The 19,561-nt window shown below is 59.2% G+C and carries 21 protein-coding genes; 11 read left to right on the top strand and 10 right to left on the bottom strand.

The features are described 5' to 3' along the window. The 3 genes from GC177_10885 to dusB all read right to left on the bottom strand — a co-directional run bounded on the left by GC177_10885 (position 1) and on the right by dusB (position 4,056). A complete protein-coding gene (locus tag GC177_10885) occupies positions 1 to 300 on the bottom strand; it encodes a type IV secretion system protein VirB3 (protein MBI1276455.1) in 300 nt (99 codons plus the stop codon). A gap of 191 nt (positions 301 to 491) precedes the next feature. After that, positions 492 to 2,651, bottom strand: coding sequence for a HAMP domain-containing protein (locus tag GC177_10880; protein ID MBI1276454.1), 2,160 nt, complete (start codon positions 2,649 to 2,651; stop codon positions 492 to 494). Positions 2,652 to 3,006: 355 nt separating this feature from the next. After that, on the bottom strand, positions 3,007 to 4,056 hold the full coding sequence (dusB, locus tag GC177_10875) for a tRNA dihydrouridine synthase DusB (protein ID MBI1276453.1): 1,050 nt from the start codon (positions 4,054 to 4,056) through the stop codon (positions 3,007 to 3,009). 93 nt (positions 4,057 to 4,149) lie between these two features. On the opposite strand from dusB, the gene ispD reads away from it, so the two are divergent. The 3 genes from ispD to GC177_10860 are packed head-to-tail and all read left to right on the top strand — an operon-like array spanning position 4,150 to position 6,438. Further along, on the top strand, positions 4,150 to 5,367 hold the full coding sequence (gene ispD, locus GC177_10870; GenBank protein MBI1276452.1) for a 2-C-methyl-D-erythritol 4-phosphate cytidylyltransferase: 1,218 nt from the start codon (positions 4,150 to 4,152) through the stop codon (positions 5,365 to 5,367). Positions 5,368 to 5,378: 11 nt separating this feature from the next. Further along, positions 5,379 to 5,945 (top strand): phosphatidylglycerophosphatase A, encoded by a 567-nt coding sequence (locus tag GC177_10865; protein MBI1276451.1) that lies wholly within the window; start codon positions 5,379 to 5,381, stop codon positions 5,943 to 5,945. After that, the gene (locus GC177_10860) at positions 5,935 to 6,438 is read left to right on the top strand and encodes a nicotinamide-nucleotide amidohydrolase family protein (protein MBI1276450.1); all 504 of its coding nucleotides are present in this window, start codon (positions 5,935 to 5,937) and stop codon (positions 6,436 to 6,438) included. The genes GC177_10865 and GC177_10860 overlap by 11 nt, the downstream gene beginning before the upstream one ends. Here GC177_10860 and gshA read toward each other — a convergent pair. Together gshA and GC177_10850 are read right to left on the bottom strand one after the other, a co-directional pair. Next, positions 6,427 to 7,689, bottom strand: a complete 1,263-nt coding sequence (gshA, locus tag GC177_10855; protein ID MBI1276449.1) for a glutamate--cysteine ligase — start codon at positions 7,687 to 7,689, stop codon at positions 6,427 to 6,429. The genes GC177_10860 and gshA overlap by 12 nt on opposite strands. A 105-nt stretch (positions 7,690 to 7,794) precedes the next feature. Next, positions 7,795 to 8,586 (bottom strand): 16S rRNA (uracil(1498)-N(3))-methyltransferase, encoded by a 792-nt coding sequence (locus GC177_10850; protein ID MBI1276448.1) that lies wholly within the window; start codon positions 8,584 to 8,586, stop codon positions 7,795 to 7,797. A gap of 67 nt (positions 8,587 to 8,653) precedes the next feature. On the opposite strand from GC177_10850, the gene GC177_10845 reads away from it, so the two are divergent. After that, complete coding sequence (locus GC177_10845; protein ID MBI1276447.1) at positions 8,654 to 9,568, top strand: 4-hydroxybenzoate octaprenyltransferase; 915 nt, start codon at positions 8,654 to 8,656, stop codon at positions 9,566 to 9,568. Further along, positions 9,565 to 10,173, top strand: a complete 609-nt coding sequence (locus tag GC177_10840) for an NUDIX domain-containing protein (protein ID MBI1276446.1) — start codon at positions 9,565 to 9,567, stop codon at positions 10,171 to 10,173. The genes GC177_10845 and GC177_10840 overlap by 4 nt, the downstream gene beginning before the upstream one ends. Positions 10,174 to 10,190: 17 nt before the next feature. Here the strand turns inward: GC177_10840 and GC177_10835 are convergent, their stop codons facing one another. From GC177_10835 to GC177_10815, 5 genes are all read right to left on the bottom strand, one after another. Continuing rightward, positions 10,191 to 10,589, bottom strand: coding sequence for a hypothetical protein (locus GC177_10835; GenBank protein MBI1276445.1), 399 nt, complete (start codon positions 10,587 to 10,589; stop codon positions 10,191 to 10,193). 104 nt (positions 10,590 to 10,693) lie between these two features. After that, positions 10,694 to 11,257, bottom strand: a complete 564-nt coding sequence (gene ddpX / locus GC177_10830) for a D-alanyl-D-alanine dipeptidase (protein ID MBI1276444.1) — start codon at positions 11,255 to 11,257, stop codon at positions 10,694 to 10,696. 3 nt (positions 11,258 to 11,260) lie between these two features. After that, complete coding sequence (locus GC177_10825) at positions 11,261 to 12,445, bottom strand: DUF2914 domain-containing protein (GenBank protein MBI1276443.1); 1,185 nt, start codon at positions 12,443 to 12,445, stop codon at positions 11,261 to 11,263. After that, positions 12,442 to 13,224 carry an exodeoxyribonuclease III gene (xth, locus tag GC177_10820; protein MBI1276442.1) on the bottom strand — a complete coding sequence of 261 codons (783 nt, stop codon included), beginning with the start codon at positions 13,222 to 13,224 and terminating at the stop codon, positions 12,442 to 12,444. The genes GC177_10825 and xth overlap by 4 nt, the downstream gene beginning before the upstream one ends. 72 nt (positions 13,225 to 13,296) lie before the next feature. Next, on the bottom strand, positions 13,297 to 13,908 hold the full coding sequence (locus GC177_10815; protein ID MBI1276441.1) for a hypothetical protein: 612 nt from the start codon (positions 13,906 to 13,908) through the stop codon (positions 13,297 to 13,299). Between the two features lie 118 nt (positions 13,909 to 14,026). On the opposite strand from GC177_10815, the gene GC177_10810 reads away from it, so the two are divergent. The 6 genes from GC177_10810 to GC177_10785 all read left to right on the top strand — a co-directional run. Continuing rightward, positions 14,027 to 14,791 (top strand): methyltransferase domain-containing protein, encoded by a 765-nt coding sequence (locus GC177_10810; protein MBI1276440.1) that lies wholly within the window; start codon positions 14,027 to 14,029, stop codon positions 14,789 to 14,791. Continuing rightward, positions 14,788 to 15,864: an NAD(P)-binding protein gene (locus GC177_10805; GenBank protein MBI1276439.1), complete on the top strand. Its 1,077-nt coding sequence runs from the start codon at positions 14,788 to 14,790 to the stop codon at positions 15,862 to 15,864. The genes GC177_10810 and GC177_10805 overlap by 4 nt, the downstream gene beginning before the upstream one ends. A 115-nt stretch (positions 15,865 to 15,979) precedes the next feature. Further along, positions 15,980 to 17,872, top strand: a complete 1,893-nt coding sequence (locus GC177_10800) for a hypothetical protein (GenBank protein MBI1276438.1) — start codon at positions 15,980 to 15,982, stop codon at positions 17,870 to 17,872. Positions 17,873 to 17,942: 70 nt separating this feature from the next. After that, entirely contained in the window at positions 17,943 to 18,179 is a 237-nt protein-coding gene (locus GC177_10795; protein MBI1276437.1) for a 50S ribosomal protein L31, read from the top strand. Between the two features lie 191 nt (positions 18,180 to 18,370). Further along, positions 18,371 to 19,081, top strand: coding sequence for a hypothetical protein (locus GC177_10790; protein MBI1276436.1), 711 nt, complete (start codon positions 18,371 to 18,373; stop codon positions 19,079 to 19,081). After that, positions 19,078 to 19,561, top strand: a 484-nt coding sequence (locus tag GC177_10785; GenBank protein ID MBI1276435.1) for a hypothetical protein, incomplete at its 3' end; no start/stop codon positions are given. The genes GC177_10790 and GC177_10785, both read left to right, overlap by 4 nt.

Here is a 19,561-nt window from a genome sequence, read left to right as displayed (position 1 = left end):
TCAATACGGGTCATAGGAATTGGTATGGCCATGAAACCGGCGGTTCTTGCATCGCATGGTTTTGGCCCCGCGTATGGCGAACAGCTCAATGGCGCGTGGTTCGCGCAGACAGATCATGTAACCGATGCCGTGCACCATCGGGAAAATCACAAACAGCACGCGCAGATCTTCCATGTTGATGAAAAAGCACATGCAGATCGAGAAATTGATGATGAAATACATGTAGCTGACGCCCAGCATCATGGGCGGGCGCGTGAGGCCCTGGAACAATTGGTCTGCCTTGAGTTTACCGCCTGCCATGCATCATCCTTCATGCCTTGATTACAAGCCTTTACGAGCGCCGCGAGTTGGGCCCCATGCTTTTTATGGGAGACCCCGCCTGCTAATGCAGGCGTAACCCCTCGCGCAGCGATGGTTAGGCAAGGTTATAGTTCCGTAGGAACTATAATATAGGTGCCATTCCTTGCGCAATCCTTACGATTTCAAGCATCCTAAACGGCGGTCGCCGGCACCGGCAACACGATGGTTACTTTGGCGCCTTTCGTGCTGTTGGCCAGTTCCAGCCTGCCTTTGTGGTCCTCGATGATCTTTTTGACGATGGCCAGGCCCAGCCCCGTGCCTTTCTGCCGGGTGGTGATGTAGGGTTCCGTCAGCTGCGACATCAGCTCCCGCGGGAATCCGGGGCCGTTATCCTGCACCACGATGAAAAGGTTACCCTTGGTCTGGCGCATCTGCACCGTGATGCTGGGTTGCGCCGTGCCTTCCAGCGCTTCAATGGCGTTTTTGATGATGTTGGAAAGCGCCCGGCGCAGCTGGCTGGGGTCCACCATCGCCTCCACCGGCTGCTGAGGCAGTTTCAGCACATAGGCCACCTGCTCATGGCGTACTTCTTCAGAAAACACCGTATCGCGGATGAGCTTGCCCATATCCGTCATCACCGGCTGCGGCGCGGGCATGCGGGCGAAGGAGACGAACTCTTCCACCATACGGCCAATATCCCCCACATGGCGGACGATGGTTTCCGTATATTTTTCAAACAGATCCTTATCTTCACCTTCCATATGGCGGCCCCATTTGCGCTTCAGACGCTCGGCGGCAAGCTGGATGGGAGTGAGCGGGTTTTTGATCTCATGGGCGATGCGCCGCGCCACATTGGCCCAGGCGGCCCGGCGCTGGGCCGTCTGCAGCTCGGTGATGTCGTCAAACGTCACCACAAAGCCCGTGATCTCCCCGTTCTGCCATTCCGCCGCCACCCGCACCAGCAGTACCAGCAATTTATCATCCCGGGAGTAATCCACCTGGCCGTCGGCAATGGTTTCGGGGTCCTGTATGGCCTTTTCGAGCAGGGGGGCCAGCATGGGCATGAGTTCCACGATATGATGGCCGCTCATGTCCTGCTCTTCCTGCCCCAGAAGCTGCCCTGCTGCGCGGTTATGCAGGGTGATGCGCCGTTCGGCGTCCAGTGCCACCACGCTGGAGGATACCCCCGCCAGCACGGCCTCAATAAAGCGTCGCCGGGCATCGAGCTGCTGGTTGGCCTCCAGAATGGCCTCGCGCTGCTGCTTGAGCTGCTCCGTCATGCGGTTGAACGCATGGCCGAGCATCGCCAATTCATCCTCGTTGGGCCGGGTCGGCACCCGGGCGGTCAGGTCCCCCGCCCTCACCCGCTCGGCCGCATCGGCCAAGGCGCTGACGGAGGTGATCAAGTCGGTCGCAAACCCCATCCCGAACCAGAGGGACATCACCAGCATCACCACCGCCACCAGCATGAACAGCCCGAACAGCCGCCATTGCAGCGTGCCCGCCTGTTCCTGCAGTTCCTTATAGCCCGACACCGCATCCCGCGTGCGCTCCACGTGGCCGATGACCTTGGGGTCGATAAACCGCCCCACCAGCAGATAGGCGTTAATCGGCATATCCAGCCGCACCAGCGCCCGCACCTGGTCGTTATCCTCGTCGTCCAGCAGCACCACCTCACCTGCATCCGCGCGGCGCAGCACATCCATGGACAGCCGGTCGAAGGTAAAGCTGAAGGTCAGCACCGACCGGGCGATCATCTTGTCCGGCTGAAACACCACGGCTTCCGAAAGCGAGCGCATGCTCGCCTGCGCCGTCAAAAACCGGTTGAACATGGGCGTGTTGCCCACCAGCAGCGGCGATTCACGCTTGAGATCATTGGCCATGCCGAGGATATCGGCACGGATGATCTGCCGGTGTTCCACCAGGTAGGCTTCCGCCACTTCCATGGATTCGTTCACCGCATCCGCCACACGTGGCGCAAACCAGCCTTGCACGCCGAAATAAAAGAGATAGCCCGCGAAAATCAGCACCACGACGCTCGGCAGTACGGCTACCAGCGCGAATGCCAGCGAAACCTTGCGGTGCAGCCGCAGCCCCACCCCCGCTTCACGCACCGCGCGAAGCATGCCGAGCGCCTGCTTGGTCACCAGCGCGCACAGGCTGAGCAGCAGCACCGCATTCAGCGTCACCATGCCGATCAGCAATCCGTGATGTTCAGCCGCGTTCTGCTGCTGACGAGCCAGCAGCATAAACCCCATGGCCGATGCCACCAGCGACATCAGCGCCAGCAGCACGTTCCAGCCCCGCTTTTGCCAGGGCAGGTCGGAATTGAGCAGGGTCAGGCTTTTCATGGGGCCACACTACGGCGCGCTACGACCTTGAGCAAGCACGATAAACGGAGCGAAGCGACTGGGCGCGACCGCGCCCCGCGCCTTATTGGCGCGTAATAGCGAGCAGAGCGAGCCAGCAAAAGGCGGAGCGAAGCGACTGGCCCATTGAGGGCCCGTGCCCTAATGGGCGCGTAATAGCGAGCAGAGCGAGCCAGCAAAAGACGGAGCGAAGCGACTGGCCCATTGAGGGCCCGCGCCCTAATGGGCGCGTAATAGCGAGCAGAGCGAGCCAGCAAAAGGCGGAGCGAAGCGACTGGCCCATTGAGGGCCCGCGCCCTAATGGGCGCGTAATAGCGAGCAGAGCGAGCCAATATAACTAGTGAATATTGCGGACAATACCAGCTTCAACAAGGGGGCTGTAAAAGCCGCGTATGGCATCCAGCGCATCGGATGCCTTGATCAACGCATTGAAACGATGACGGAATTCCGCCGAGGAATGCAGGCCCGACGTGTACCAGCCCACATGCTTGCGGGCGATGCGGATGCCCGCTTCTTCCCCGTAAAAATCGATCATTTCCTGATAATGGCCGAGCACGATGCCCATCTGCTCTTCCAGCGTCGGCTCGGCGGGGATGCTCCCTGTCTGCAGCCACTCGGCCATCTGCCCGGGGAACCAGGGCCGCCCGTAGGAGCCACGGCCGATCATCACCCCGTCCGCGCCGGAAAGCGCCACCGCATTCGCCACATCCTGCACGGTCGTGATGTCGCCATTGGCGATCACCGGAATATTCACCGCATCCTTCACCTTGCGGATAAAACCCCAGTCCGCCTGCCCTTTATAGAACTGGCAACGCGTGCGCCCGTGAATGGTCAGCATCTGGATGCCCGTATCCTCGGCGATTTTCGCCAGCTTAGGTGCATTGAGGGATTTTTCGTCCCACCCCATGCGCATCTTCAGCGTCACGGGAATCTTCACAGCCTTCGTCACTGCTTCCAGAATGGCCGCCGCCAGCGGTTCGTTGCGCATCAGGGCGGAGCCCGCATCGCCATTCACCACCTTCTTCACCGGGCAACCGAAATTGATGTCGATCAGCGTGGCCCCCATATCCTCGTTCAGCTTGGCCGCCTCGGCCATCACCTCGGGGTCGCAACCCGCCAGCTGGACGGACATCGGGTATTCCGCCGGTACATTCATCGCCTTTTGCATGGCGTTGCGCGCTTCCATCACCATCGCGCGGCTGGCAATCATTTCCGACACCACCATGCCCACGCCAAAGCGTTTGGCCAGCTTGCGAAACGGCAGGTCGCTCACCCCCGTCATCGGGGCCAGCAGCACCGGGTTTGGCACGTCGATATGCGCAATGCGCAACGGCTTCAGCGCCACCGGCGAAGGCAGCGGCCCCTCATGCTGCACCCTTGCGGGCATGGATTCATCGTAGCCGGACATTTGGTTTCCTCATTGCCGCCAAGGCAAAGCGTGATAAAAGCGGCAGGATAGTTTCAGCGCCATATAGATCAAATGCGTCCCTCAAACAAGCATGACACATATCCGTCATCGGCAGCCGTCATCCTGGTAGCTGGCGGCAGCGGCGAGCGCATGGGCGGCAACATCCCCAAGCAATTTCAGCCGCTTGCGGGCAAACCCATGCTCCAGCAAACGCTGGAAAGCGTCCACCGTTGGGGCAAAGCCTCGCAGATCATGGTCGTCACCCACGCCGAATGGAAACAAAAAACCATTGAAATAGCGAAAGAAACCGGCATCAACATCCTCTGGGCGGAAGGTGGCGACACCCGCCAGGCCTCCGTCAAAGCCGGGCTGGAAGCCCTCGTCCCACTGAACCCCACCCACGTGCTGGTGCATGACGCCGCCCGCCCACTGGCCAGCCCAGCCCTGTTCGACCGTGTGCTGGGAGCATTGGGCGAGAACCTGTCCGTCATCCCCGCCATCGCCGTGGCCGACAGCCTGAAACAGGGCAAAGGCGGCCTGGTCACCGGAGCCGTAGCCCGCGAAGGCCTCTACCGCGCCCAGACCCCGCAGGGCTTCGCCTTTTCCGCTATTTACGACGCCCACACCCGCCTAGCCGGGCAGAACCTCAGCGACGACGCCGCCCTGATGGAAAAAATCGGCGTGGACACCGCCCTGGTGGAAGGCGACGCCCGCAACATCAAAATCACCGTGCCGGAGGACAGGATGCAGGCCGAACAATGGCTTTCTCCCCAATGGGAATACCGCCCCCTGGAATACCGTACGGGCCACGGCGTGGATGTGCATCCGCTGGTGGAGGACGCAACCCGCCCCCTCATGCTTGGCGGCGCGGAAATCCCCTCCCCCCTCGCGCTCGCAGGCCATTCGGATGCCGACGTGCTGTTGCACGCCTTGACCGATGCCCTGCTCGGCGCCTTGGGCGAAGGCGATATCGGCATGCATTTCCCCCCGTCGGACGCCAAATGGAAAAACGCCGCCTCCGCCCAGTTCGTCGAACATGCGCTGCACCTGCTGAAAGCCCGCGGCGGCAAACTCACCCACATCGACATCACCCTGATGGGCGAAGCCCCGCGCCTATCGCCCCATCGCCAGCCGATTCTCGAAAGCCTCTCCCGCATCACCGGCCTGCCGCAAACCCGCATCGGTCTGAAAGCCACCACCACGGAAAAGCTCGGCTTCCTTGGCCGTGGCGAAGGCGCCATGGCCATGGCCACCGTCACCATTGCCCTGCCTGCCCAGGTAGATGCATGATGAGTGGATGCATGACTCCCGCCCTGCCCTTCCGCCATCCCGCCACCCTTATCGGCACCGTACTGGGGCTGGGTTTGCTGGGCAAAGGCCAGGGCACCATTGCCTCTCTCGCCGCCCTTATCCCCGGCATGGCCATGCTGCTGCTCGGCCATGAGATTGCAGGCCCATTGGGCGGTGCCATCGTGTTGCTGGCCGCCAGCGCCAAGGCCACCGCATCCGGCACCTGGGCTTCTCATATCTACCTGAATGCTAAAAAAAGAATCGGCCAGGGCGAGGATACCGACCCTTCCGAAATCGTCATCGACGAAGTAGCGGGCCAATGGCTCCTGCTGGCCTTCGTACCGCCAACCGTGCTCGGCATGGTAACGGCCTTCATCCTCTTTCGCCTGTTTGACATCACCAAGCCCGGCCCTGTAGGCTGGGCCGACCGGCACATCAAGGGCGCATGGGGCGTGATGTTCGACGACATCGTCGCCGCCATCATGGGCATCGTGACATTGGCGCTGCTGCAATTCATCTGGCTGGCCTGGCATGGCCACCAGCTTTTTACAGGGGGTATCATCGGCTATGTGGGATAGACTTTACATCCAGAAAACGGCCGATCTTCAGGACCGTTTCCGCCGCCATCACCTCAAGCTTGGCCTGGCGGAATCCTGCACCGGCGGGCTTCTCTCCGCCCTCATGACCGAGATCCCCGGCTCGTCGGACGTGTTTGAGCGCGGCTTCATCACCTACAGCAACCTGGCCAAGCAGCAACTGCTCGGCGTGCAGGAACTCACGCTGCAGACCAGCGGCGCGGTCAGCGAGGCCACGGCGCTGGCCATGGCCGAAGGCGTGCTGAAACATTCCCCGGCGGATATCGCCCTGTCCGTCACCGGCATCGCCGGCCCAAGCGGCGGCAGCGAATTGAAGCCCGTCGGCCTGGTCTATATCGGCGTGGCCATTCGCGGCAAACACAGCGAGGCAGGGCGTTTCCTCTTCACCGGCACGCGCCACATCATCCGCATGGCCGCAGTACATGCGGCGCTGGATGCGCTCAACAGCTGCCTGAATTCCTATTTAGAGGGATAAAGCGACGGATTCGTTAGCCGCGCAGGCTACTTCCGTATGCACATATTCCTCGCGCGCAACGGCCAGTGCCGCCAGCCGCGAAATGACGCCAAGCACTTTGAAATCGCAATGTTCCGGAATATCCCGCTGCCCCGGCTCGCAGCAAAGCGGCACGAAGCGCATGCCCACCGCATTCAGGCTGTCCCTGTCGTCCTTATCCTCATGCACGCGGTAGGCGCCGCCCACCGGCACGCCGCCCAGCACATAGACCATCGGCTCCGCCACATGGTTGTTGATGCGGTCAATCGTCGGAATGCCTTCCTGAATCACCACGGTGCTGTTCACCACACCGCCCTTGATGGCATGCATTTTCTTGCGCACCTTGCGGTTCATGCTCATCACCTCCTCGCCCGATCGCGCGGTCATGATGCCCATGCCGTAGGTCCCGTTGTCGGATTTGATGAACACGAACGGATCACCTGCAATGCCCTCGGCCTTGTATTGTTCCTTCAGCTTCTGAATCAGCGCTTCCACCTGCAACGCCAACGGCTCAAGCCCCGTCATTTCCATGAAGTCCACACCTTCGGCCACGCTGTAAAGCGAGGTCAGCCGTGCGGCATGCATGCCGAAGGCACTGGAGAACTGCTCAGCCAGCAGGTTATAAGCGCGGAAATGCTCCGACTTGCGGCGGCGATACCACCCAAGCGTGGCGGGTGGCAGCACCGGCTGCGCCAGGCAGATGATCCAGTTCGGCGGCGGCGAGGTGAAATCATTATTGAGGATGATCTGGTCCGGCACGAACCCGTCCAGCGTCTGCAGCTTCTTATGCTCCAGCTTCAGCGGCTGCTGCATAATCTCCATGCCCGAGGCCGATTCCAGCGCCATGGATTCCCGGCTTTCCAGGTCCAGCTGGCCAATCACCACCTCATGCCCGGCCTTGCTCAGCAAATCGGCAAGAATCGCCAGTGAATCCAGATACTTAAGGTTGCGAGTATGCTCTTCCGGCAGAATCAGCAGTTTTTGAGGTGTGGGAAACTGCCTGGCAATCGCCTCCACCGCCTTCAGGCGTGAACGGCCGGTCAGGTTGTTGAACCCCGCCGGATACAGGTTGGTATCCACCGGCACCAGCTTATCCCCGCTGTAACGCACATCCACGGAATTGGTGAAGAGATAGGGGGTTTCCTTGGCCCGCTCGGCAAACCAGCCCTCCAGTTCCTCGCCGCGTTCATCCACCAGCTGGCGAATCTGCTGCATCAGGGTGCGTGTGGTCATCGGGCGGTCCCTTATCGTGGTGGCCTTGCGGCACGGAGGTGGAAAATAGGTGGCTTCGCGCCAGCTTACAAGATGTTCATCACGCTATGCCCATTTCTAAGGCTTCTAAGGCGCAACCGACCGAAGCTCCGGCACCCCGGCGCCATCTCCCCAGATGGCCTGAAGGCAGGCCAGCGCCGCCAGCGCTGCCGTGTCCGCCCGCAGGATGCGCGGGCCGAGCGCTGCCGGTTTCACCTGCGGCAATCCATGCAGCCGCGTGCGCTCCTCCTGCGTGAATCCCCCTTCCGGCCCGATCAGCAGGGCCAGCGGCACCGCGCTGGCGATGCTGCCCGCCAGGGCGGCAATCGGCGTGCCGCCGCCTTCGTCGGCAAACACCAGCAGCCGTTCCTGCGGCCAGTTGGCCAGGTAATGCTCCAGCGGCTGCAACGCCTCAATATCCGGCACATCCAGCCGTTCGGACTGCTCGGCGGCCTCCACGGCATGCTTGCGCATTTTTTCATCATTCACGCGGTTGACGATACTCCGCCGCGTCAGCACCGGCATCAGCCGCGCTGCGCCCAGTTCGGTCGCTTTTTCCACCAGAAAGTCCATATGCCCGTGCTTGAGGGGGGCAAACATCAGCCAGATATCCGGCCCCGCCTGCTGCGCGCGCAGCCGCTGCAGTAGCTCCACCCGCGCATCGCGCTTGCCGACCTCGGCGATGCGAGCCAGCCATTCGCCGTCGTGCCCGTTGAACATCACGAGCTTCTCACCCACCGTGCGCCGCATCACACGGATCAGGTAATGCGCCTGGGCCTCTTCCAGCGCAACCGTCTCTCCCTCTAGCAGATCATTCGCCACGAACAATCTGGGTAGTTGATGAAGCGGAACATCGCTATTGTCAGTTGCAGTTTGCATAGGGGGTTTTATAACCATTTTATCATGCGGGGACAGTAAGAAAACAGTCCCCCGGCAGGGTAGCGATATGGCGGAGCAGAATAGCTGGATATTGTTTTTGCCTATGCGCTGGCACCCTTATGCGCGACTCATGCGGCTGCATCAGCCTGTGGGTGCCCTGCTCGCCATGTGGCCGGGCCTCTGGGGGCTTTACCTTGCGCCGCAGGGCATCAACGCCGCCCAGCTCGGCATCACCACCGCCATCATGATGGTGGGCGCCTTTCTGGCGCGCAGCGCCGGGTGCATCATGAACGACCTGGCCGACCGCGAAATCGACATGCGTGTGGAACGCACCAGGGATCGCCCCCTGGCCAGTGGTGAAATCACCCCGGCCGCGGCCCGCAGGCTTATGTATTTTCTGGGTAGCGTAGCGGCCGTTCTGATGCTGTTATTGCCCTGGCAGACCTGGATCTTCTGCGCGCTGGCCGCCTGCATGGCCGCCATCTATCCCTATATGAAACGGTTTTTCGCCTGGCCTCAGCTATGGCTCGGCCTCACCTTCAGCATGGCCGTGCCCATTGGGGCGCTGGCGGGGCATGGCGAGGCGGGCTTTGGCGTCTGGATGCTCTATCTGGCCAACACATTCTGGACCCTGGGATACGATACCATCTACGCGTGTCAGGATAAAAAGGACGATGCCAAGGTCGGCATCCATTCCACCGCGCTGTGGGCCAAACGCCGTGTGCGCATCCTTGTGGCCTTCGGCTATTGCCTGGCGGTCATCGGGCTGTTTGCGGGCATCTCCATCGGCACTCAGGGCAACATCATGCTTTGCGGCCTCACGGGGGCTGCCGGGTTTGCCGCGCACCTCCTGTGGCAGATGGAAAATCTGGATGAGGACAAATCCTATCTCTGCGCTATGCTCTTTCGCCAGAACGGCCTGACTGGCATGTTTCCTGCAGTCGGGCTGTTAGCCGGTGTTCTTGCCAACATGTTTTTATGACCGAACCGAACGACCCGCGTTACCGTATTCATATCCCCCGGTTTTTAGCCATTCCGGGAGATTTGATGGAAATCCCCGAACGTCAGAGCTACCTGGCGGGCCTGGTGCCTTTCAACTATGCAAAAAACGGCGCCATGCAATTTTACGTCGCCCGCCCGCAGGCCCGCAAGCCGGACCTCCCTCCGCCTGACTTCCAGATAGGCAAGGGCACGCGCATGATGCTGGATAACGGGCAATGGCGCGACATCCGGCAGGAGGACCTGCCGCTCAAGGAAAGCGACGATGCCGAGGCCCTCTACGTCACCGCCCTGCGCGAGGCAGAAGAGGAACTGGGCCTCAAGCCGGAATCCGTCACCAACCCTATCTACGCCTTTGGTGTGCACCGTTTCTTTTCCGCCACCACGCGCGAGCCCAAGGACATGGCCCTTTTCTTCACCGAACTGCATGCCGGGCACCGCTTTTCAGCGCCCGATGCCACCCACGGTAAAACCCAGGAATGCCGCTGGCTTACCCTGCCCGAGCACGAAACGCTGATGCGCCCGAACCATGCCAAGGCGCTCGACCGGTTTGAAACCTGGCTGAAAGCACGCGCAAAGGCCGCGTAGAACATATCGATAGGTTGTTAGGAAACGGAAATATCCAGCAATGCCTTGGACGTATCCTGATCGGTTTTGATGACCGACAGATTGGCCTTATAGGCCTGTGCGGCCAGCAGGCGGTTCACCACCTCGTCTTCCTGGCTCACATTGGGGTAATTCACGAGGCCGTTTTCATCCGCCACGCTGCTGCTAGGGTCATAAAGCTGAACCGAGGCCGGTTCGGAAAGCAGCGTCACCGGGCGCGCACCGCCCTGCTGAAGCGACTGGCTCAACACATCCTGCGGCTGATAGGGCGCATTCACGGGTTTGCCCGCATCATCCTCACCATAGGTGGAAAGCGCATTGGCTGTGTTATTGGCGCTGACATTCAGGCGAGTCTGCGAAACATCCAGCCCTGAAAGTGCATTATTGATGACCGACATTCATTCCCTCCGGCGATAGCCGCTCGCGGCGGTTCACCATGCACAGCATGGGCCCACCTTATCTCCCCACGCTACGCCCAAATGGTTAACAATCGTTAAAAATATCACATCATACCCGTCTGGGCGTCCGCATCGCTCAGCACCACATAATCCCGGCGGCTGTTGAACAACTGATAATGCCACCACTCGTTCCGGTAAAAATCCCAGCCCGCCGTGGTCATCATTCCCATCAACAGCAGACGGTTTTTCTGCGCTTCCAGGCTCACCCCGTCATTGCCATGGTGTGAAAGCGGGGTGAAGGCATCGAACCCCGTGCCCATATCCAGGTCGTTACCCTGCCCGTCCACCAGCGTCAGGTCCACCGCCACCCCGCGCGAATGCGGCGAGCCGATATCCGGCGGACAGAGAAAATCCGGGTCGGGCGTGTGGTTCCACAGTTTTTGCTGCGCTTCCGCCGGGCGGAACGCGTCGAAAATCCTTAAGCGATAGCCCAAACGCCGCGCGATTTCCGCCGCCGTGACGAGCTTTTCCATCGCCGCCGGATGCAGCAATGCGCGCGGCTTCGCATAAACAGGCTTGCCGGTGAAATTATCATCTGTCGCATAACGTATATCAATGATGGCATCCGGCAGCGCACTGGCGATATCGACAAGGGTGACATCCGCCATGGTCTAGGATTTCACCTCGATGGACTCGGACCCGACCACCTTGCCGTCGCTCAGCATTTCCACCGTGATGGTGCCCACATAATTCGGCTTGAGCCAAAGCTGCGACCAGGTGCGCCATTCATTCGAGGCCACGGGGAAGCGGCGCTCTTCCACCACCTTGCCGTTCACTTTCCAGCGATGCAGCAGGCTTTTGCCGCCCATGCCCTGCACCTCGCTGAAAAACATCAGCTTGCCATCGGCAATCACAGCGGAGCTTTGACGATCCACCGGGCTGCGGTCCACCACGTTACGGGTGAATTGCCCGGCCACCTGAACCGGCATGCTCGGCTTGGCCACCGATGCCATCTGCATGGGCGCATCGCGCTCGGCCACACCGGCGGCAGGCGCGATAGCGGCTAGTTGCTGAATTTCCGCATCCGGCGCGTTGGAAGCCAGTTGTTGATTCGGCACATCCTTCACATCCGGCATGGCCGCGCGCGCTTCCTTCACCGGCAGCGACGGCGGCATAAGGGCGGAGCCTCCCTGCACCGGCACCAGCGTGGCATTGGCCAGCACCGGCTCCACATTATCAAACGCCTGTTCCACTTTGCTTTTCGAGGCAACCTCTTTCTTCGCCGCATTATCCGGAATAACCGGCAGCGCGGGGGGCAGGTCATTCGCCGTCTTCACGCTGCGCTCCGGCTTGGCCACGGGTGCGGGCAAGGCCGCCACCCGCACCGGCATGACCTTGGCCTCGTTCACCGTGCCGGGTTTGGGCATGCGGGGCGCAACGCTGGAAAGCTCGAAACGCGGGCCTTTTTTTGCATTGCGCGCCTCCTTGGCCGGATCAAACGCGATGTAGCTGTTATCCCGTTTGGGAGCGGTGGGTTTTTTTGCAGGAACCGGCAGGGATGCAAGTTTCATCGGGGGTGCATCTTCTACCGCCGCCGCCTGAGCAGGCACAACAGGCTTGGCAGCCGGCGTGGTAATGGAAGGCAACGGATTAAGGGAAGGCTTGGCCACCGGTATCGCCACCGTTTTCACGCGTGGCGCATCGCCTTTCCCTTCGTTGAGAAATTCCAGAATTCGGGCGGCCTTGGCATTTCCCACCTGCGCGGCGAGAGACGGGTTCACATATTCCCCCGCGGCCAGGGCTATCCCCGGCCAGCATACCGCAACTGCCAATGCCATCATCCGCGGTAGTTTCATGCCACATCACACCATACAGGCACATGGTCCGAAGGCTTGTCCTTCGCCCGTTCATCCTTGTCCACCCCGGCGTCGCGCAGCCTGTCGGCGGCAGCGGGGCTTAAAAGAAGATGGTCGATGTTCAGGCCGTGGTTTCGCTCCCATGCGCGTTCACGATAATCCCACCAGGAATATATCCTCTCCTCTTCATGGATGCAACGCACAGCATTGCGCATGCCGCCATAAAGCAGCGCGCGAAAGCCCGCCCGCTCGCTCGGGTGAAAGCAAACCGTGCCGTCCAGGCCTTTCGGGTCGTAGACATCGATGGGTTCGGGCGCCACATTGTAATCGCCGCCCATGATCCAGGCCTCATTCTGCGGCAGCACACGCTCCGCATGCTGGCGAAGCCGCTCGAAGAAACGGAGCTTGTAGGCGAATTTGTCACTCCCCACTTCCTGCCCGTTCGGCACATAGACCGACGACACGCGATAGACCTGCCCGTTCAGGGTGGTGACCGCCTCGATGTAACGCGCCTGTTCATCCTCCGGCTCTCCGGGAAGGCTCGTCGTCACATCCTCCAGCGGCCCGCGTGAAAGAATCGCCACGCCGTTGAAGGTTTTCTGCCCATGAATGGCGAGATTATAGCCCAGATCCTCCACCGCTTCCCGGGGGAATGCATCATTCAGCACCTTGGTTTCCTGCAGCATCACCACATCGGGCTGGCGCAGGCGCAGCCAGTCGCTCAGATGCTCCAGACGTGGGCGGATGGAGTTGATGTTCCAGGTGGCGAAAACGGGCATGGCGGCACCATAGAACCCGCCCAATCTTGTGACAAGAAGACAAAGTGCTTGCCATGAAAAACGGCGGGCGGCTTAGTCGTCGCCTCCGCCACCGCCGCCCACGCTGGAGGGCGACACCGCCAGCTTGACCGTGCACAGCCCCGTTTCACCGGCAAACATGCCTTGGGTGACGAAATCATAATTCAAAATAATGTGCGACCCGTCGGCGAACGTGTACATCAGCACGCCGCCGCGGCCGTACCGGCGGCCCTCCTCACGCGGGGCCCAGTCCGGCGCCTGGTAATTATGCTGAAGTTTGACGTAGATGGCCTGAAACAGCCCCTGGCAGTCCGAAAGCGGCATGGGTCGCTGTCCGTCGCCGGCATAGGCTTCCGCCTTGCCCGCCTTGCCCTTGTCGTCGAAATACTGTACCACGCGCACCGGCACGTAATCCACATAATCATCGTAAATCAGCACATCGCTTTTGCCGTTGGAGGCCCGCTGAAACTGCCCCCGCCCGCCAATAGCGGCAAATGCCCGGTTCTTATCCATCCCAAACGTAATGGCGCCATACCCATGGATCGTCGGCCCGTGCGACTTCGCACTGCCCTTGTCGCTGCTGCCCATCAGCCCCGCGGGCAGCGCGCACCCGCCCAGCGCCAGCAGCGCGGCAAGCATTGCAACAATGGAAGAACACTTATGCATGCAACCAGAAATAGGTAAGCCGCCCCGAAAGCGAAAGTGAAGTTTTTGTTGCACCGGCAAATCTTTGGAGAATTTTTACCTTGTGAACGGTAAGCTGCGCCAAGGAAGGTGAACCATTATGTCCGAATTCGGCGCAGCCAAAACCATCGACAATGCCGAGGATCTTCATGCGCTGCATGAGCAGGCATATCAGGAAATCTGCAAACAGGGGCTTGAACCCAGGCTGAATTTCCTGCGGCAGTTCATGAGCATTTATGACGTCCGTGCGAAAAACTTCGTCCCCGCTCCCGCCCTGCAAAATGCATTGCTGCTGGGCGAACTCGTCAAACGCGAAAAAAGTCAACGCACTGTCGACGTCGTGGAATATGGCTGCCTTACGTCTTTTTCTTCCATATCCCTGCTGGATGGCATCAGAAACTCTACCATTACCTTCATCGATCAGTCCGATATCATGCTGGATATCAGCCGCCTGCGCTTTGCCGAGATGGGCGAACGCGTTGGCTACATCAAGGCCAATATGGGCGAATTTGTGCAGCCCAACCTGTTTGATGCCGCGCGCTTCGGCTACATCCTTTCCGGATACCGGGATGATCAGAAAAGTCGAATGTTGGCCTCCGCTTTCGCATCACTGAAGCCGGGCGGCATTTTGCTGGTGCAGGAATTCTCCTGGCGCGACGACGAAAAGCTCAATCAGCTGGCGCATAACATCAACGACCTGCTCATTACCTCCCTTGGCCTGCATAGCGAGCTATACAAGGACTACATGCACATCATCCAAGAATCCGCCCTCAAACAGTTGATCGAACAGGCTGGCTTCGTGGATGTGACCCTTCCCTTCAGCTGCCTGAACTTCGTCACCTTCATGGCGCGCAAACCATCATGAAGCTTCCGGCAATCACCGATGTCGCCATCATCGGCGCAGGAATTTCCGGCCTAACTGTAGCCCGCCATTGCCATGACACCGGCATCCCCTACATCGTGCTTGAAGCAACCGGCCGAATCGGCGGACGCGTGCATACCGTCCACCACAATCACTGTCCAATCGATCTGGGAGCCAGTTGGCTGCACTCAGGTGATGTGAACCCGCTCAGGGAAGATGCACTAAAGGCCGGATGCAAGCTTGAACCAACCGATACAACCCTCATGGTATGGCAGGATGGCGCATGGCTCGATGAGGAGGGCTACAGGCGCTATATCACCCCCTACGAGGCGACCCGGCGCGACATCGTGGCAACCACCGGCCAGATTGATACCAATAACGAACAGTATATTTCTGGCGGAGCGGAAAAACTGATCACCCGATGGGCGGACGGCCTGGCGATCGAACAGAATTGCCCCGTGTCGCATATTGAATGGTCCGCCGATGGGGCCTTGGTTCAAACCGCCCAGGGTCCATGCCGGGCAAAGCATGTCGTGCTTGCGGTTAACGCCAATGTGATCAGGCAGCAAAAAATCACCTTTTTACCTACGCTTCCCGACACCACTCAGAAAATATTCGCATCCCTCATACCAGTCACCCTTCAGAAACTGGTATTGCTTTTGGAAAAGCCGCTTCCCCCGCATTGGCGAAATCATTACCTGATCCATGCGGATCACCCTCAATGGATATTGTTTGCCCCGCCGGAATTGCAGGCGATAACGGTGCTGTACCATCATTTCGGGGATGAGCTTCCACCCGCTCACCAGACTATGCAGGAGCATGGCATTGCCATCCTCGCTGAATGGCTGGGCTACAAGCCTTCGGTTGATCACTCCTTATATATGAACTGGCAGACCGATCCCTGGCAGGGATGCACCCATTTCTGGCCTATGCCGGCAGATTCGGTTAGCCATCTCCAAAAACCCTTCGGCCCCATCCATTTCGCAGGGGATTACCTTTCCGTTCCCTGGGCAGGGCAGATGAGCGGCGCATATGCGCGGGCGCTCGAGATTTGCACCAAGTTAAAGGGTTCATAAATACTTCACATAGGCGTGTTACCTTACAATTAAGTGTAATTAGGAGCATCATGCTATGCCAGCTTTCCTTCTTCCCTTGGTTCCCTTAGTTCCCTGGATTGTAGGCGGCCTCACCGTGGCAGCAGGCGCAGCGACGGTTGCAACCAAGGTTATTCCGGCGGCAAATAATAACTTTCCGGTCGACCAACAGGTACGCAATGGATTCAGCAACCTGGAAAACCTCTATGGCATGAGCGAGCAAGACAAGGGTTACCTCACGGCAGCTTCAGAAACCCTTGGCGGCAGTGCACTGAACCGTATTTTGACAAGCTGGTCCAACACGAGCAATCCCCTTGTTATTCGCGGACGCCCCTATGTAGAAGCGGTCTACCAGTTCCAACTGCAACAACCGATTACGCACACAGTTACGGGGCAGGATGGCGCACCGCATGAAACCAGCATTGCGCCGGGCACGCCTGAATTCAATTATGAAATTGTGAAATCGGCCATTGAAGGCCTGCAGGCCGTTGCTTACGGCACGGCCAATGCCGAAACCCCATTAAGCCCACAAGACAGGCTTGAGACCTTCCTTCGTTTCGCAGAGGATCAGGAACATGGGCAGGAACGCGCCGTTGAATTCCTCTCGGAAAAACTTCGCGCCGCGCATCCCGACCTGAACGAAGCGCAAATTGCCAACCTGGCCCAGATAACCTTTCTGGAAAACATGGTCTTCTTCCAGGAAGCTACCACCAACCAACAAGGTCCGGAATACAACGCCGTTATCGGCCTGCTGGGGGGGCCGAACTCTCCAAATGCGGCTAAGGTCTTCTCCGCAGTCAGCAGCATTACGCCAAACTGGCAGGATATTGCCGAACATCTGGTTGGCAAGGATGCCAAACTCTTTGACCCGAGCGGCGTTCACTGGCCCAACAACATTGATCCTGAAATTGCAGCCCAAGTTCGTACCGAGCAAACAAACAACGAAAATGCTACCACCAACCAGCAAACGATGAGCAACATCATGAACCGCATCATGGATGCGATTCTTGGCCTCATCAACCGCATCCTCGGCGGCGTTCTGGGTGGCGAAGGCGCATCTGCAGCCGCCACGCAGGGAGCCACCAGCACCGGCATGAACCTCGACAATGAGGCTCTGTCCGCGCTGCGCGACAATGAACATCTCACCATTCCAGATGGCCTGGACGAAACCAAGACCATCGACCAACTCAACAATACCGAAATCCAGAGCATGATTGCCGCCAACCCGACCAATGGCGAATTCATCACCAGCGCCACACGCAAGATGCTGCAGGATATCGATCCGGATGAAATTGCCGAACTGGTGGAATTCATGCGCCAGCAATCGCAAACCAGCCCGCAGGCTGCCGGTTACATGCTTGGCGCCATGATCGACAGCAGCATCCGCGGCAACACACCGCCGCTTAATGCCGAGCAGCTTCAACAGGTGTTTGATACAGCCCGCGGCGCGGCCAATGGCGAGCAATTCGCCAATTACATGATCTCCGCCATGCTGGAGAGCAACCGCATTAACGATATCACCATCCCGGCAGAGGCGATAACCAGCTTCATCAACGAATCGCTGACGCAGGAAAAAGGCTTCTTCGCCATCGCCGAGCTGATCAACGAGAGCAACAGCGCCGACGTGGTAAGCACCCTTGCCGCCAGCAATGCGGATGCCACTACGCTGGCCAAGGTTGTGCTGAACCTCGCACCGGAAAAGCTCAATGGCTTCCTCACCGCCGTCGGCGGCGATCGCCAGACGGAGATTCTGACCGCCATCGGCGCTATGAGCACCGACGAGATCATCGCCTCTCTGCGCACGGCCAACCCGCAAACCCTTCAGTTACTCTCCACCCAGGCCCATTCGGAAGCCCTGGTGACGGCCATTTCCACCATCAGCCAGGCCAATGGCGCAGCCATTCCGGGCGTGGAACTGGGTGGCAGCAACTACAACATTACAGCCGCCTACAACCCGGTTCAGCAGGAAGCCGAACGCACCATCCATTAAAAGCTTAATTAATACTTGAACGTAAAAGGGCTTTGCGCTATGCAGCAAAGCTCTTTTTTTGGGGACTGTTATGAAACAAGGCATCCATCCGGATTACCACAAGATCAAAGTCATCATGACCGATGGCACTGAATATTATACCCATTCCACCTATGGCAAGGAAGGCGACACGCTGCAGCTGGACGTGGACCCCAAAACCCATTCCGCATGGACCGGCGGCTTCAACATCAAGAAAACCGGCCAGGTCGAGAAATTCTCCCAGCGTTTCGGGAATTTCAACTTCGCCGCCAAGAAAGCCTCTTCCTAAGTCATTTACTGGCAGGCGCACAACCCCGTCATGGCATGGCCAGGCGGGGTTTTTTGCATCCTGCGGTCGGGTTAGGTCACCATAACACAACATATGGTGTCATACATCCGTCATGAAAGGCTTGTATCGGATAGTGGAACGCAGTATCTTGTGTTTTGGCTGGGTGGATACCGGCCGTTGCAGGCATACCGATGAGCTTATTTAAAAAGAAAACCACATCGCAGGACATGCTGGCGCCGGGCAAGCACCTGAGCGACCAGAAGAACTGGTATGCCGACCGCTATCAGGCCATGGTGGTTCAGCGAAACATCCTGGCGCTTGTCACGCTCATCAGCCTGGTCGCCACATTGATTTCGGCCCTGTCTGTTTCCCTGCTCACGCCGCTGAAATCGGTTCAGCCGTTCGTGATTCAGGTGGATGAGAAAAGCGGCATGACCCAGGTGGTCACGCCCCTTTCCCGCAAAGAACTGGAAAGCCAGAAAGAGTTGGCGCAATATTTCGTCATCAAATATGTCCGCGCCCGCGAAGCCTACGACGCCGCGCTTTATACGGAAAACTACAAAACCGTGCGCCTGATGAGCGAGGCTAAGATCGCCGAGGAATACAAGAAGCTCTTCAACAGCAACAACCCCCAAAGCCCGAGCAATCTCTACGGCCAGGAAATCAAGCGCGTCATCAACGTGCGCTCCTTCCAGTTCACGGGTGACAACAGCGCGCAGGTTCGCATCCGTGTCACGCTGGAAGGCGACACCGTCATCAACAAGGACCCCGTGGATTACATCGTCTGGGTCAGCTATGAATTTCAGGCGCTGGAGCTGACGGCGGAACAACGTTATATTAACCCTGTCGGGTTTAAGGTCACGAGCTACACGGTCGATCAGGAGTTTGGTGCGGCACAATGATGATCCGTTCGATACTGCGCATGGGGAGAACAGGGTTGCTGATAGCGGGCGTGGCCATGGCTGCCTCGGGGGCGCAGGCCCAGTCCATGACGACGGACAGCCGCATCAAAACCCTCATTTACGACCCCAACGAAGTCTATGCCATCACCACGCATTATGGCTACCAGTCCAACATCGAGTTCGACCGCAACGAGCGCATCCTCACCATTTCCGTGGGCGACCTGGTTTCCTGGCAGATTATTCCGGCCGATACGCACCTCTTCATCCGCGCCCTCAGCGAGGATGCGCACACCAACATGACCATCATCACCGACAAGCGCAGCTACCAGTTCGACCTCTTCGCCAAGCCGCTGAAAAATGCCGGCAGCAGGGACCTGGCCTATGTGGTGCGCTTCTATTACCCGGATGAATATACCAGCGATGCCGGCCCCATGATGGCCAGCTCCCCTCCCCCGGCGGATGCCAGCTCCATGCCGAGCT

The sequence above is a fragment of the bacterium genome, from assembly GCA_016124905.1.
GTDB lineage: Bacteria > Pseudomonadota > Alphaproteobacteria > Rickettsiales > RI-342 > RI-342.
This window is presented reverse-complemented; position numbering and strand designations above follow the sequence as displayed.

Coding starts and splice junctions, on each gene's coding strand:
- GC177_10885 (MBI1276455.1), bottom strand. CDS start 300: ATGGCAGGCGGTAAACTCAAGGCAGACCAATTGTTCCAGGGCCTCACG.
- GC177_10880 (MBI1276454.1), bottom strand. CDS start 2,651: ATGAAAAGCCTGACCCTGCTCAATTCCGACCTGCCCTGGCAAAAGCGG.
- dusB (MBI1276453.1), bottom strand. CDS start 4,056: ATGCCCGCAAGGGTGCAGCATGAGGGGCCGCTGCCTTCGCCGGTGGCG.
- ispD (MBI1276452.1), top strand. CDS start 4,150: ATGCGTCCCTCAAACAAGCATGACACATATCCGTCATCGGCAGCCGTC.
- GC177_10865 (MBI1276451.1), top strand. CDS start 5,379: ATGACTCCCGCCCTGCCCTTCCGCCATCCCGCCACCCTTATCGGCACC.
- GC177_10860 (MBI1276450.1), top strand. CDS start 5,935: ATGTGGGATAGACTTTACATCCAGAAAACGGCCGATCTTCAGGACCGT.
- gshA (MBI1276449.1), bottom strand. CDS start 7,689: ATGACCACACGCACCCTGATGCAGCAGATTCGCCAGCTGGTGGATGAA.
- GC177_10850 (MBI1276448.1), bottom strand. CDS start 8,586: ATGCAAACTGCAACTGACAATAGCGATGTTCCGCTTCATCAACTACCC.
- GC177_10845 (MBI1276447.1), top strand. CDS start 8,654: ATGGCGGAGCAGAATAGCTGGATATTGTTTTTGCCTATGCGCTGGCAC.
- GC177_10840 (MBI1276446.1), top strand. CDS start 9,565: ATGACCGAACCGAACGACCCGCGTTACCGTATTCATATCCCCCGGTTT.
- GC177_10835 (MBI1276445.1), bottom strand. CDS start 10,589: ATGTCGGTCATCAATAATGCACTTTCAGGGCTGGATGTTTCGCAGACT.
- ddpX (MBI1276444.1), bottom strand. CDS start 11,257: ATGGCGGATGTCACCCTTGTCGATATCGCCAGTGCGCTGCCGGATGCC.
- GC177_10825 (MBI1276443.1), bottom strand. CDS start 12,445: ATGAAACTACCGCGGATGATGGCATTGGCAGTTGCGGTATGCTGGCCG.
- xth (MBI1276442.1), bottom strand. CDS start 13,224: ATGCCCGTTTTCGCCACCTGGAACATCAACTCCATCCGCCCACGTCTG.
- GC177_10815 (MBI1276441.1), bottom strand. CDS start 13,908: ATGCATAAGTGTTCTTCCATTGTTGCAATGCTTGCCGCGCTGCTGGCG.
- GC177_10810 (MBI1276440.1), top strand. CDS start 14,027: ATGTCCGAATTCGGCGCAGCCAAAACCATCGACAATGCCGAGGATCTT.
- GC177_10805 (MBI1276439.1), top strand. CDS start 14,788: ATGAAGCTTCCGGCAATCACCGATGTCGCCATCATCGGCGCAGGAATT.
- GC177_10795 (MBI1276437.1), top strand. CDS start 17,943: ATGAAACAAGGCATCCATCCGGATTACCACAAGATCAAAGTCATCATG.
- GC177_10790 (MBI1276436.1), top strand. CDS start 18,371: ATGAGCTTATTTAAAAAGAAAACCACATCGCAGGACATGCTGGCGCCG.